Raw genomic sequence first — 12,675 nt, 5'->3', positions numbered from 1 at the left:
GGCCGTTTTTGTATCAGAACCCTGCGGTCATCCGCCGAAGGATCGCCAAGTAGGCTACCTTGAGGTAAAAAACGGCCCCTGAGTCGCCACGACTTCAACCTTTTGCGGCGCAAGGAGACGCGAATGATATTTCCGGACATGAAAGGTCTGCCCCTGCACCGGGTGATGGTGCGCACGGTCACTGAGTTCGTCGATGACGAAATGTCGACCTACGCCTCGGCACTGGCCTACCAGATGCTGTTCTCGCTTTTCCCGTTCATTCTTTTCCTGATCGCCCTGATCGGTTTCCTGCACCTGCCGGATTTCTTCTCCTGGCTGCGTCTGCAATCCGAACTGGTGCTGCCGCCGCAGGCGCTGGAGCAGGTCAACCCGGTGATCGACCAGTTGCAGCAATCCAAGGGTGGCCTGCTGTCCATCGGTATCGTGATCGCCCTGTACACCGCGTCCGCCGGCGTGCGCCTGATGATGAGCGCGATGAATGCCGCCTACGACGTGGTCGAAGGCCGGCCGATCTGGAAGCGTTTTCCCCTGTCGATCGTCTACACCGTCGGCATCGCCGGCATGCTGCTGATCGCTGCTGCGCTGATGGTGCTCGGGCCGCAGGTGATGGGCTGGATTGCCGCACAAGTGGGGCTGGAATACTTCATCGTCACGGTGTGGACGATCGCCCGCTGGCCGGTGATCGTGATTCTGATGATGGTCGCGGTGGCGCTGATCTATTACGTGATGCCCGACGTCAAACAGGAATTCCGTTTCATCACCCCAGGTTCAGTGCTGGCCGTGGTGGTGTGGATCCTTGCCTCATTGGGTTTTGCCTTTTACGTGAAAACCTTCGCCAACTACAACGCGATGTATGGCAGCATCGGGGCGATCATCGTGCTCTTGCTGTATTTCTACATTTCCTCCGCAGTCTTGTTGCTCGGCGCGGAGATGAATGCAGTGATCGAGCACATGTCCGCCGAAGGCAAGGAAAAGGGCGAAAAAGCCCCTGGCGAGCCTGACGAATCCCCCAAACAACACGTCTCGGGCCTGGGCCGCGATCATTCGCTCAAGCCGGACACTGATGAAGCGCGACCATGATTCGTGAAATTCTGAAAATGGGTGACGAGCGCCTGCTGCGCATCGCCGCGCCGGTGCCGCCGGAAATGTTCAACAGCGCCGAGCTGTGGCAACTGATCGATGACATGTTCCAGACCATGGAAAGCGTCGGCGGCGTTGGTCTCGCGGCGCCGCAGATCGGCGTCGACCTGCAACTGGTGATCTTCGGCTTCGAGCACAGCGAGCGTTACCCGGACGCTGAAGCAGTGCCGCAGACGATCCTGATCAATCCGCTGATCACACCGTTGAATCCGTTGATGGAAGAGGGCTTCGAAGGTTGTCTGTCGGTGCCAGGCCTGCGCGGCGCGGTGGAGCGTTATCAGCAGATTCGCTACGAAGGCTTTGATCCGAAGGGCGAGCCGATCGTGCGCGTGGCCTCGGGGTTTCATGCACGGGTGGTGCAGCATGAATGCGATCACCTGATCGGTCGGTTGTATCCGTCGCGGATTACCGACTTCAGCAAGTTCGGCTTTACCGAAGTGCTTTTCCCGGACCTTGATCCGAACGCTGACGACTGATTGTCAGAACACCATCAACCCCTGTGGGAGCGTAAATCTGCGGGATTGAGCCCCATCGCAATCATCGGCTTGCTCCGCGCGTACCGGCTCAATCGCTCGGCCATCGCCTGCGGCAGCGGCGGATCGAAGCTGAACCCACGCCGCTCATAAAACCCGCGCAAATCCGGATGGCAAAACAGCCACACCGGCTCGTCCACCTGGGCAACCGCCGCTGCGATCAACTGCGCAGCGACACCTTGTTCCCGACACTGCGGATCGACAAACAACCCCGTCAGCCAGTGTCCGCCCGAGACTGGCCGCAGGCACAGCGCCGCAACGATCTCGCCGCGCCTTGCAACCCACAGTTGCGCCTCGCGCACGGCTTTCATCGACGACTGGTGGCTGCGGTAGAACTTGTTCATCAGCGGCCACAACGATTCGTCGAGCTGGCTGTAGTGGATATCGGGCATGAGGTCGGCTGTTGTGCGAAAAGCGCCGATTATAAAAGAACGCGCGCTTCGGGATAGGTGTATACCTGAACTCACACCCCTGTGAGTGGAGTACCGATCATGTCCAAAGGTATGGATTCAAAGAAAGCCGCGAAGAAGAAGCCGGCCAAGACCGCGATTGAAAAACGCGCGGAGAAGAAAGCCAAGAAGGTCGATATTTTCGGCCATTGATCAAACCATGCGGAAGCCCGGTTCACGGGCTCCCGCCTCGCTGGCGAAAACGTCCGTTTTCACCACACTGTTTCCCCGCGCTGAACCGTTTCTTGTGCAAAAAATGCCAGATACTGGCCGACTAGTGGCCTTGCGCCCGGCGTCGGGCTGGCTATGCTTGCAGATAACTAACCATGTCGACCGTCATGCCAACCGGCCGGCGGTAAAGGGTTGGTCCGTGATTCATGCTGCCAGAGTGCGCAAATAAAGGCACCGACACTGAACCAACAAGGAGCGTCACCAACATGGAAGTTCTTCACGTTAGGGCTGGCCCGAGTGCGGGCTATCAAGAAAAGGATGTCTTGATCAGAGCGTCGCTGCAGGGACCCTCCGATTGATCATCATTTATTACCTGACAACTTCCTCCTGTGGAGGAAGGCGTGTGCCTGTTCTGTGGAACGTAGTGGTGGATCTTGAAAGACCTGAACTTTCATCAAATCAAAAGAACGCGCGGAAGGTGATACAACCATGTTCAACCTACATCACAAGGCTGACCTGCGGGAAATCGAGCGTTTCAGCTGTGCGCTGACCGAGGCCAACGCGAAAATCGAAGCGATCAGCCGCTCGATGGCGATGATCGAGTTCACTCCGGACGGCATCGTTCTCGACGCCAACGAGAACTTCTGCAAGACCATGGGCTACAGCGCCGAAGAAGTGCGCGGCAAACACCATCGGATTTTCTGTGAAGAAAGCTTTTATCGCAGCGAGGACTACGCGAAGTTGTGGCGCGACCTGGCTCGTGGTGAACCGCTCAGCGGCACTTTTCTGCGCCTGAACAAGAGCGGCCGCGAGATCTGGCTCGAAGCCAGTTACATGCCGGTGTTCGGGCCAGACAAACAGGTCAGAAGTGTCATCAAGGTTGCGGCGGACATCACCGCACGCATCAACAAAGAACATGAAGAAGAAGCCATGCTGGCGGCGATCGGCCGTTCCATGGCGGTGATCGAGTTCACCCCCGAAGGCAATGTCATCCGCGCCAACGACAACTTCCTGCAAACCATGCAGTACGCGCACCCTGAAATTGTCGGCCAGCACCACAGCCTGTTCTGTCACCGTGCCGAAGCCGAATCTGCGCAGTACAAGGCGTTCTGGGCTTCGCTCAATCGCGGCGAATATCACTCGCACCGTTTCGAACGCAAGAACAAGTCCGGGCAGATGGTTTATCTCGAGGCTTCGTATAACCCGCTGTTCGACGCCAAGGGCCGCTTGTACAAAGTGGTCAAGTTCGCCAGCGACATCACCCGGCAGATGACCACCCTGCAAAACGCTGCGGAATCGGCCCACAGTACCTCGGTGCAAAACGACGCCTGCGCGCAGAAAGGCTCACAGGTGGTGCAGCAGACCGTGCAGATCATTCAGGACATTTCCCGCGATCTGAACGAAGCGGCGGTGAGCATCGATGCGGTCAGCAAACAGTCGGACATCATCGGCACCATCGTCCAGACCATTCGCGGCATTGCCGATCAGACCAACCTGCTGGCACTCAATGCCGCGATCGAAGCGGCGCGCGCCGGTGAGCATGGACGCGGTTTCGCGGTTGTCGCCGATGAGGTACGCAGCCTCGCCGCGCGCACCAGTCAGGCCACTCTGGAAATTGTCGACGTGGTGCGCAAGAACCACGACCTGTCGCTGAGCGCAGTGTCGAGCATGCAGTCGAGCCTGAGCCGAACCGGGTTGGGCGTGGAGCTGGCGAACGAGGCGGGCGAGGTGATCCTCGAGATTCAGCAAGGTTCGCGGCATGTGGTGGATGCGATCAGCCAGTTCAATGAGACGTTGCAGTTGAATTGATCTATTCGGGGCAACGCTCATTTCTAGCGACTAACGTCGCAAAAAATGAGCGTTGTTATATCAACGTCAAAACGTCTTATCGCCCATTCGTTGTTTATTTTTGGGGGATAACTTTAATGTCAAAGCTGCTGTCGACGGTCCATTCCCTGCCATGTATATCTGTCCACGTCGCCTTGAAGTTACCTTTATAAGTCCCCGCCAAGCTGTCGATGTCAATATTTCCGGATAAGATCCCGGGAAATGCGGTCTCCGAATTGGTTGAATAAATGACATTTGTGTTATCTACAGTCAGGGCATGCGAGCCGCTGTCTAGCCCACCGTTTTTGAAACTAAGGCCCAAGTGTCTGTTTTCGTCATCATTGGATTGAACATTTTGGGTGGGAATAGGAGGTGCGTTGGGTGCGACACTTATCTTGGTGGCGCTATAGTCTGGTACAACTGGCGCGCCAGGCGAGGTGATTTTAGCGTTGAAGGTGCCGGTCATGGGATATCTCCATATATCTGAATGAAAGCGGCAACCAATCGTTGCCGCTTGCTCATCATTCGCGCGGCGTCCTTTTGCGTCTACTGTCAGAAATTACAGGTCGGCGCTGAAATGGACGTGATTCAGACGGACGGTCTGACCATGGATCTCCGCCTGCAATATCAAGTTCAAATCATGAGCAGTTCTGCCCACATGTCGCCGGCCTTGATTCAGCTAATGTTGCCTCTCAGCGATGGGCAATATTTTCCAACGCCAGATTACGCGTACGCGGGCCGAACCAGCCGATGGTCAGCATCACGATCAGCATGCTGCTGACGATAAACGCCAGTACCCCCGGCGTGCCGAAATTATCCAGGAACATGCCGATCAGCAGACTGCTGAACACCGTCGACAAGCGACTGAACGAATAGCAGAACCCGACCGCGCGGGCGCGGATGTTGGTCGGGAACAGTTCGCTCTGGTAGGAGTGATAACTGAAGCTCAGCCAGGCGTTGCAGAAGGTGATCATCACCCCGCAGAAGATCAGCCCGAACGCGCTGCTCTGTAGGGCGAACAGGGTGCCGAAGGTCATCGCGCCGAGGGCCGAGCCGACGATCTGCCATTTGTTTTCGAAGCGGTTGGCGAACTTCACAAACAGCAACGGCCCGAGCGGGTAGGCGAGGGTGATGATGAACGCATACATCAGACTGTGGGTGACGCTCACGCCTTGCCCCGAAAGCAGCGCCGGCAACCAGTTGCCGAAACCGAAGAAACCGATCGCCTGAAAGATGTGGAAGACGATCAGCATCAACGCGCGGCGGCGGTAGGGCGGCTGCCAGATATCGGCGAAACGGCCCTTGCCTTCGACATTGACGGGCACCGGTTCCGGCGCATCCAGCGCTTTGCCGTAATCCTTGGCGCAGCGCGCTTCGAGATGGTCGAGGATCCGGTTGGCCTCATCGAAGCGACCGTGTTGCGCCAGCCAGCGCGGCGATTCCGGCAGACGCTTGCGCAGCCACCAGATAAACAGCGCAAACACCGCGCTGGCCAGCACCACCCAACGCCAGCCGGACACCCCGAACGGCGCTTGCGGCACCAGCCACCACGACATCAAGGCCACCGCCGGCACCGAGAGGAACTGCACGAAAAACGCAAAGGCGAACGCCGAGCTGCGCATGCGCTTGGGCACCAGTTCCGAGAGGTAAGCGTCGATGGTCACCAGCTCGATTCCGAGGCCGATGCCGACCAGAAAACGCATGCCGATGATGCCCAGCGCTGAGGTCTGGATCCCCATCAGCACTGTCGCCACCGTGTACCAGATCAGCGCGAAGGTGAAGATTGCCCGGCGACCGAAACGATCCGCCAACGGACTGAGCAGGCTGGCGCCGAGGAACAGGCCGAGGAACGTCGCCGAGGCGAACGCCGCCTGATCGGAGAAGCCGAACACCCCCTGACTGCCAGTGGCGAACAGGCCGTCGCGAATCAGCCCGGGACTGATGTAGGCGGTCTGGAACAGATCGTAGAGTTCGAAAAATCCGCCGATCGACAGCAGCGCCACCAGACGCCAGATGGTAGCAACGGCGGGCAGCCGATCAATGCGGGCGGAAATTTCGGCGGCGCGTACCGGGTCGATGCCATCACTGGGCGCGGCGGCGGGAGCGTGAGCAGTCATAAGCTGATCCATTTTTTATTGATGGAAAAGCTTAGCCTGCTATCGGAATTGATGGATTGTGAATATCAGCGGTTTACCCGGTCAAACCGCTGATTTCTCGCAATATCTGCTTACGAATTAGCGATTTATGCCGCAGCGGCAGAATCCGGCAGCGCCGACGCCGGCAAACCGAAGATCCGGTCGAACAGCCAGTTGAATACGAAGGTGTAGCACGGGATGAAAATGATCAGTGCCAGATCCAGCAGGAACGCCTGCACCAGACTGATGTTCATCCACCACGCGATCAACGGAATCAGAAACACGATCAGCGTCAGTTGAAAGCCGACGGCGTGGGCGATGCGCCGTTTGACCGTACGGGTGCGCGAGATCTGGCGACTTTCCCAGCGCTCGAACAACGAGGTGTAAATGAAGTTCCAAGTCACGGCGATGCTGGTGATGATCACCGCCAGCGGCCCGGTGCTGCCCGGAGATGTGCCCGACAGCAATGCCAAACCAAGGGCCGAGAAGGTCATGCCGATCACTTCGTAGAGCGACACGTAGACCAGTTTGCGTTTCACGCCTTGCATGCAGATTTGCCTCTTTCTTGCCGAATGTTAGCCAGCGGGGCTGGCGAAGGCGAGCAAAGATAGCTTCAATAGACCTGACAGAAAAAGTCGGTAGCTTTCAGTTTTATTGATAGGTTAGGCATTTGAATTTCAACAGCGACAGCATCGAATTGTTTCTCGCGGTGATCGAACGCGGCTCGTTTTCCGCTGCCGCACGGCAGTTGGGCAAGGTGCCGTCGGCTGTGAGCATGGGCATTGCCAATCTTGAAGCGGAACTCGGTTACCCGTTGTTCGACCGCAGCCACCGCGAGCCGCAACCCACGGCGATGGCGCAGTCGTTGGTGCCGCACGCGCGACTGATCGCCGAGCAGATCAAGCAGTTGCAGGTGCACGCGGTGGAGCTGTCGCTGGGGCTGGAAAGCAGGTTGTCGATCGGCGTGGTTGCGGACGTTGATCGGCGGCGCTTGCTGGCAGCGATCAAGGTGATTGCCGAGCGGCATCCGTTGCTCGACATCGAAGTGCTGACTGCGCCGCAGGATGATGTGCTGGCGATGTTGCACAGTGGCCGGGTCAGCCTGTGCCTGGCGTTCGCCGGTTTGAGCGTGAATGCGCTGGAGCGGTTTCAGTTTGTCGGCAGCGAACGCATGATCGCCACGCTGGCGGCGGACAGCCCGTTGTTGCAGGGGCGGGATGTGTTTCTCGAAGATCTGGTGCAAGTGCGGCAGATCATCGTCGCCAGCCGCGACTTGCCGATCAGCGAGACGCGGCCATTGGTGGCTGAATCTTACTGGCGTACGGACAATCTCGAGACGGCAATGGAAATGGTTGAAGCGGGATTGGGTTGGGGGAATTTTCCGCTGTCGGTGGTGCAGCCGTGGCTGGACGCGGGACGCTTGAAACGGCTGAATTTTCGCAACATCGAAAATGGCCTGGTGCTGCCGGTGCACGCGGTGTGGCTCAAGAGCCAGCCATTGCAGAAGGGTGCGCAGGCGTTGGTTGACCTGCTCAGCCATTGAATTTGGTAAAGATCCCCTGTGGGAGCGAGCCTGCTCGCGAAGGCCTCGTGTCAGCTGCATCAAAGCTGACTTACCCACCGCTTTCGCGAGCAGGCTCGCTCCCACAAGGGTTGTGTTGCAACTCAGCATTTGTGAAGGGTCAGGTACTCTCGCGAACCTTCAGCTCAAACCCCATATCCTCCATCGGCCGCGCCACTTTGTTGCCCGCCATCAACGTCAGCATCTGCTCCGCCGCGCGCCGGCCGATCGCCTCACGGGGGGTGTTGATGCTGCTCAGGCGCGGCACCATGTGTTCGGACATCGGCAAGTCGTTGAAACCGAGGATCGCCACTTGCTCGGGAATTTTGATGCCATAGCGCAACGCTTCCAGCAGTGCACCCTGGGCCAGGTCATCGTTGCCAAAGAAGATCGCATCGACGTCCGGATGCGCCGCCAGCAATTGCAGGAACAGCTCGCCGCCCAAGCCCACCGACGAAGCACGCGGTGTCAGCACTTCCAGATCCGGGTCGTAACGGCCTGCCTTCTGCAATGCTTTGCGGAAACCCTCACCGCGCAGCAAGGTGCGCTGGTCCAGCTGCGCACCAATGTAGGCCAGACGCTTGCGTCCCCGAGACAGAAGGTGTTCGGCGGCAGTTTCCCCGGCGCTCAACTGCGAGAAACCCACGCAATTGACTCCGGCAGCACTGTCGAGCTCCATCATGTACACGCAGGGAATGTTGCTGGCCTCGATCATCCGCCGTGAACTTTCCGTGCGATCAAAACCGGTCAGCAGAAACCCGCGCGGCTGATAAGCCATGTAATTGCGCAGCAGGTTTTCTTCTTCATCGCGCGAGTAGTGGAAGTTGCCGATCAGTACTTCGAAGCCCTTGGGCGTCAGCACCCGATGAATGGCTTCCAGCGTGTCGATGAACAGCAGGTTGGACAGTGACGGCACCAGCACCACCACCGAATGGCTCTGCGCCGAGGCCAAAGCACGGGCGGCGGGGTTGACTACATAGTTGAGTTCAAGCGCAGCTTTCTGCACTTTTTCCACCAGTTCGGTGGCCACCGTGCTCACCCCGCGCAAGGCGCGCGAGGCAGTGATCGGGCTGACGCCGGCCAGGCGGGCTACTTCGTTGAGGGTCGGACGGCCGGTGGTGCGGGTATTTTTATCGTTCTTGGGGGAGGTCATCGGGCGGCTTGCCAAACAAAAATCAAGGCACTAAGGTAGCGCTGTCCTGATGCAGCTGCAAATGCGTGAGCGCGGTCCTGCCTGATCTGTGCTTTTTGGCGTCGGGAACAAACCTGCTGCAACCCAAAAAAACGACAAGAAGGCGTCGGCAACTTCTGCCTGTGCACTAGAGTCATAGCTAGCAAAGGTAGCGCTGTCTGCGCGCTGAGGTGTTATATGAGTCATCCCATCACCGCCCTGGTCATCATGGGCGTTGCCGGTTGCGGCAAGACGTGCGTCAGCCAGGCCCTGTGCCAATTGAGCGGCGCCACTGCCATTGAAGGCGATACTTTTCATCCGGCCGCGAACATCGAAAAGATGAGCGCGGGGATCCCCCTGAACGACGAAGACCGCGCCGGCTGGCTTGACAGCCTGTGCGATGAACTGCGTCGCGTCGATGCCCAAGGCCAACGCCCGGTGTTGACCTGCTCGGCCCTTAAACACAGCTATCGCGAACGCCTGCGCAGCGCCTTGCCGGGCCTGGGTTTCGTGTTTCTTGAACTGACCCCGGAAGTCGCCGCCGAGCGTGTATCGCACCGCCCGGGCCACTTCATGCCGGCGACGTTGATCGAAAGCCAGTTCGCCACCCTCGAATCGCCCAAGGGCGAGCCGCTGACCTTGCCGCTCAATGCCTCGATTCACAGCGTCGAAGAGCTGGCCCTGCAGGCTCACGTCTGGTGGCAGGCCAACGGTCTGAAACAGGCGATATGAGCATGTTGAAAAAGACAGCGCTGTCCTCCCGACTTCTGTTCAACCCGCTTTAATAACAACAACAATCCAGGAGACACCCCCCATGTTTGGCATGTCCCACGAGACGTTCCTGCTGCTCGATGCGGTGGTCACGGTAATCGGCCTGATTATCCTGATCACCAAGTTCAAGATTCACCCGTTCATTGCCCTGACCATCGCCGCCGCCTTCCTCGGCCTGACTTCCGGCATGCCGATCAATACCATCATCAAGGCGTTCCAGGACGGCTTCGGTGGCGTGCTCGGTTTCGTCGGCATCATCCTCGCCCTGGGCACCATGCTCGGCAAAATGATGGCCGAATCCGGCGGCGCCGATCAGATCGCCCAGACCCTGATCCGCGCCTTCGGCAAGGACAAGGTGCAGTGGGCGATGATGTTCGCTGCGTTCCTGGTGGGTATCCCGCTGTTCTTCGAAATCGGCTTCGTGCTGCTGATTCCGCTGGTGTTCATCGTCGCCCGTCGCACTGGCGTATCGATCATCAAGATCGGTATCCCGCTGCTCGCCGGCCTCTCTGCGGTGCACGGTCTGGTGCCGCCGCACCCGGGTCCGCTGCTGGCCATCGGCGTATTCGGCGCTGACATCGGCAAGACCATTCTCTACGGTCTGATCGTCGCACTGCCGACCGCTATCATTGCCGGTCCGATCTTCGGTACCTTCATTGCCAAGCACATCCCGGGTCACCCGAATCAGGAGCTGGTCGATCAACTGGCCCGCGAAAACGATTCGGCCAACCTGCCGAGCTTCAGCATCACCCTGGTCACCGTGCTGCTGCCGGTGTTCCTGATGCTGCTGAAAACCTTCGCTGACGTAGCGCTGCCGGACGGCAACTTCTTCCGCATCTGGATGGACATGATCGGCCACCCGATCTCCGCATTGCTGCTGGCGTTGCTGCTGTCGCTGTACACCTTTGGCTACAAGCAGGGCATCGGTTCCAACCAGATGCTCAAGTGGCTCGACGCGAGTCTGGCGCCAACCGCCGCGATCATTCTGATCATTGGTGCGGGCGGTGGCTTCAAGCAGATGCTGGTGACCAGCGGCGTGGGTGACGTGATCGGCCACATGGCGGTCAGCGCGCAGATCTCGCCGATCCTGCTGGCCTGGCTGGTAGCGGCGGTGATCCGTATCGCAACCGGTTCGGCCACTGTGGCGACCATCACTGGCGCCGGCATTGTGGTGCCGGTTGTCGGCATGATTCCGGGCGTCAACCGTGAGCTGCTGGTGCTGGCCACCGGCGCCGGTTCGCTGATTCTGTCCCACGTCAACGACGCCGGTTTCTGGCTGGTCAAGCAGTACTTCAACATGACCGTGGCCGAAACCTTCAAGACCTGGACCGCGATGGAAACCATTCTGTCGGTAGTGGGCCTGGGCTTCATCCTGCTGTTGTCGCTGTTCGTTTAAGCGGCAGTTTGCAGGCACAAAAAAACCGCAGTGATGCGGTTTTTTTGTGCCTGGAGGTTCACTGAAAGCCATTGTGGGAGCGAGCCTGCTCGCGAAGGCGTCGTGTCAGCTGCATCTATGCTGACTGACCCACCGCTTTCGCGAGCAGGCTCGCTCCCACAGGGGGCAGGTGTCAGGCAGGAGATTTCGGATTGAAGCCATCCGCGCGGAACATCCCGCGAATCCCGCGCACGGCTTGACGAATACGGTCCTGGTTTTCGATCAGCGCGAAGCGCACGTGATCATCACCGTACTCACCAAAGCCAACCCCCGGCGAGACGCAGACCTTGGCCTCGGCCAGCAATTTCTTGGCGAACTCCAGCGAACCCAGATGCGCATACGCCTGGGGAATCTTCGCCCAGACGTACATCGACGCTTTCGGGTTCTCGACCATCCAGCCCAGCTCATGCAGGCCCTTGACCAGCACGTTGCGACGCTGGCGATACTGCTCGGCGATGTCGCGCACGCATTGCTGATCGCCTTCCAGCGCGGCAATCGCCGCCACTTGCAGCGGGGTGAAAGTGCCGTAGTCGTGGTAGCTCTTGATCCGCGCCAGGGCGCTGACCAGTTCCGGGTTGCCGACCATGAAACCGATGCGCCAGCCGGCCATGTTGTAGCTCTTGGACAGGGTGAAAAACTCCACCGCAATGTCCTTGGCCCCGGGCACCTGCATGATCGACGGGGCTTTCCAGCCGTCGTAAACGATGTCGGCGTACGCCAGGTCGTGGATGACCAACACGTCGTATTGCTTGGCCAGGGCGATCACCCGCTCGAAGAAATCCAGCTCCACGCATTGCGCGGTCGGGTTCGACGGGAAGCCGAGGATCATCATTTTCGGCTTGGGGATCGAACCGCGAATGGCGCGCTCCAGCTCATCGAAGAAATCCACCCCCGGCACCAGCGGCACCGAACGCACCTGAGCGCCAGCGATCACCGCACCGTAGATATGAATCGGATAACTCGGGTTCGGCACCAGCACCGTGTCGCCCTGGTCCAGTGTCGCCAGCATCAAATGCGCCAGGCCTTCCTTGGAGCCGATGGTGACAATGGCTTCGCTTTCCGGGTCGATATCGACTTCGTAGCGCTGCTTGTACCAATTGGAAATCGCCCGGCGCAGGCGTGGTATGCCTTTGGACGTCGAGTAACCGTGGGTGTCCTCACGTTGGGCGACCTGCACCAGTTTTTCGACAATGTGCGGCGGCGTGGCGCCGTCGGGATTGCCCATGCTCAGGTCGATGATGTCTTCACCACGGCGGCGAGCGGCCATTTTCAGCTCGGCGGTGATGTTGAAAACGTAAGGGGGGAGTCGATCTATGCGCGCAAAGCGGCGCGGCGAACCTTGTTCGGCCATTGTTGCCTCGGATAACGTAAGCGCCCGGAACCGTCCGAGCGACGCTGGTCACTGCGGTGACCTGTGGCGGAAGATAAGGGCAGTGATGGCATACTGTCCAGCGCGGTTGTAAACATTTTTTTCAAGGAAAA

Annotated in this window: 12 protein-coding genes and 1 pseudogene; 7 read left to right on the top strand and 6 right to left on the bottom strand. The window is 58.9% G+C overall.

Going from position 1 to position 12,675, the window contains the following annotated elements:
- Positions 1 to 123: 123 nt before the first annotated feature.
- Together KVG87_RS24615 and def are read left to right on the top strand one after the other, a co-directional pair.
- Entirely contained in the window at positions 124 to 1,080 is a 957-nt protein-coding gene (locus KVG87_RS24615; protein ID WP_041479188.1) for a YihY/virulence factor BrkB family protein, read from the top strand.
- Positions 1,077 to 1,616 carry a peptide deformylase gene (gene def / locus KVG87_RS24610; protein WP_076563914.1) on the top strand — a complete coding sequence of 180 codons (540 nt, stop codon included), beginning with the start codon at positions 1,077 to 1,079 and terminating at the stop codon, positions 1,614 to 1,616. The genes KVG87_RS24615 and def overlap by 4 nt, the downstream gene beginning before the upstream one ends.
- A 14-nt stretch (positions 1,617 to 1,630) precedes the next feature.
- On the opposite strand, the gene KVG87_RS24605 is transcribed toward def, so the two are convergent.
- Positions 1,631 to 2,065, bottom strand: coding sequence for a GNAT family N-acetyltransferase (locus tag KVG87_RS24605; RefSeq protein WP_217853006.1), 435 nt, complete (start codon positions 2,063 to 2,065; stop codon positions 1,631 to 1,633).
- Positions 2,066 to 2,782: 717 nt separating this feature from the next.
- Between KVG87_RS24605 and KVG87_RS26355 the strand changes: the two are divergent.
- Positions 2,783 to 3,556: pseudogene (locus tag KVG87_RS26355) on the top strand (PAS domain-containing protein); the annotation flags it as partial.
- A 6-nt stretch (positions 3,557 to 3,562) separates the two neighbouring features.
- Positions 3,563 to 4,102, top strand: a complete 540-nt coding sequence (locus tag KVG87_RS26350) for a methyl-accepting chemotaxis protein (RefSeq protein ID WP_223259141.1) — start codon at positions 3,563 to 3,565, stop codon at positions 4,100 to 4,102.
- Between the two features lie 94 nt (positions 4,103 to 4,196).
- Here the strand turns inward: KVG87_RS26350 and KVG87_RS24595 are convergent, their stop codons facing one another.
- The 3 genes from KVG87_RS24595 to KVG87_RS24585 form a co-directional block, all read right to left on the bottom strand.
- Positions 4,197 to 4,586 carry a hypothetical protein gene (locus KVG87_RS24595; protein WP_217853004.1) on the bottom strand — a complete coding sequence of 130 codons (390 nt, stop codon included), beginning with the start codon at positions 4,584 to 4,586 and terminating at the stop codon, positions 4,197 to 4,199.
- 226 nt (positions 4,587 to 4,812) lie between these two features.
- The gene (locus tag KVG87_RS24590; protein WP_217853002.1) at positions 4,813 to 6,237 is read right to left on the bottom strand and encodes an MFS transporter; all 1,425 of its coding nucleotides are present in this window, start codon (positions 6,235 to 6,237) and stop codon (positions 4,813 to 4,815) included.
- A 125-nt stretch (positions 6,238 to 6,362) separates the two neighbouring features.
- Positions 6,363 to 6,803, bottom strand: coding sequence for a PACE efflux transporter (locus KVG87_RS24585; RefSeq protein WP_217853000.1), 441 nt, complete (start codon positions 6,801 to 6,803; stop codon positions 6,363 to 6,365).
- Positions 6,804 to 6,925: 122 nt separating this feature from the next.
- On the opposite strand from KVG87_RS24585, the gene KVG87_RS24580 reads away from it, so the two are divergent.
- Entirely contained in the window at positions 6,926 to 7,798 is an 873-nt protein-coding gene (locus KVG87_RS24580; protein ID WP_217852998.1) for a LysR family transcriptional regulator, read from the top strand.
- Between the two features lie 139 nt (positions 7,799 to 7,937).
- Here KVG87_RS24580 and gntR read toward each other — a convergent pair whose 3' ends face one another.
- Complete coding sequence (gntR, locus tag KVG87_RS24575; RefSeq protein ID WP_217852996.1) at positions 7,938 to 8,969, bottom strand: HTH-type transcriptional regulator GntR; 1,032 nt, start codon at positions 8,967 to 8,969, stop codon at positions 7,938 to 7,940.
- Positions 8,970 to 9,185: 216 nt separating this feature from the next.
- Here gntR and KVG87_RS24570 point away from each other — a divergent pair, with 216 nt between their 5' ends.
- Both KVG87_RS24570 and KVG87_RS24565 read left to right on the top strand, forming a co-directional pair.
- Complete coding sequence (locus KVG87_RS24570) at positions 9,186 to 9,719, top strand: gluconokinase (protein WP_071173330.1); 534 nt, start codon at positions 9,186 to 9,188, stop codon at positions 9,717 to 9,719.
- Positions 9,720 to 9,801: 82 nt separating this feature from the next.
- Positions 9,802 to 11,154, top strand: a complete 1,353-nt coding sequence (locus tag KVG87_RS24565; RefSeq protein ID WP_016773551.1) for a GntP family permease — start codon at positions 9,802 to 9,804, stop codon at positions 11,152 to 11,154.
- A gap of 172 nt (positions 11,155 to 11,326) precedes the next feature.
- On the opposite strand, the gene alaC is transcribed toward KVG87_RS24565, so the two are convergent.
- Positions 11,327 to 12,544 (bottom strand): alanine transaminase, encoded by a 1,218-nt coding sequence (gene alaC, locus KVG87_RS24560; protein ID WP_110602462.1) that lies wholly within the window; start codon positions 12,542 to 12,544, stop codon positions 11,327 to 11,329.
- Positions 12,545 to 12,675: the final 131 nt, after the last annotated feature.

The organism is Pseudomonas siliginis, from assembly GCF_019145195.1.
Taxonomy (GTDB): Bacteria; Pseudomonadota; Gammaproteobacteria; order Pseudomonadales; family Pseudomonadaceae; genus Aquipseudomonas; species Aquipseudomonas siliginis.
Note: the sequence above shows the minus strand (reverse complement) of the source record. Positions and strands in the feature narration are given on the sequence as shown.

Excerpts from the sequence above, each read along its gene's own strand:
- KVG87_RS24615 (WP_041479188.1), top strand. The coding sequence starts at position 124 with ATGATATTTCCGGACATGAAAGGTCTGCCCCTGCACCGGGTGATGGTG.
- def (WP_076563914.1), top strand. The coding sequence starts at position 1,077 with ATGATTCGTGAAATTCTGAAAATGGGTGACGAGCGCCTGCTGCGCATC.
- KVG87_RS24605 (WP_217853006.1), bottom strand. The coding sequence starts at position 2,065 with ATGCCCGATATCCACTACAGCCAGCTCGACGAATCGTTGTGGCCGCTG.
- KVG87_RS26350 (WP_223259141.1), top strand. The coding sequence starts at position 3,563 with ATGACCACCCTGCAAAACGCTGCGGAATCGGCCCACAGTACCTCGGTG.
- KVG87_RS24595 (WP_217853004.1), bottom strand. The coding sequence starts at position 4,586 with ATGACCGGCACCTTCAACGCTAAAATCACCTCGCCTGGCGCGCCAGTT.
- KVG87_RS24590 (WP_217853002.1), bottom strand. The coding sequence starts at position 6,237 with ATGACTGCTCACGCTCCCGCCGCCGCGCCCAGTGATGGCATCGACCCG.
- KVG87_RS24585 (WP_217853000.1), bottom strand. The coding sequence starts at position 6,803 with ATGCAAGGCGTGAAACGCAAACTGGTCTACGTGTCGCTCTACGAAGTG.
- gntR (WP_217852996.1), bottom strand. The coding sequence starts at position 8,969 with ATGACCTCCCCCAAGAACGATAAAAATACCCGCACCACCGGCCGTCCG.
- KVG87_RS24570 (WP_071173330.1), top strand. The coding sequence starts at position 9,186 with ATGAGTCATCCCATCACCGCCCTGGTCATCATGGGCGTTGCCGGTTGC.
- KVG87_RS24565 (WP_016773551.1), top strand. The coding sequence starts at position 9,802 with ATGTTTGGCATGTCCCACGAGACGTTCCTGCTGCTCGATGCGGTGGTC.
- alaC (WP_110602462.1), bottom strand. The coding sequence starts at position 12,544 with ATGGCCGAACAAGGTTCGCCGCGCCGCTTTGCGCGCATAGATCGACTC.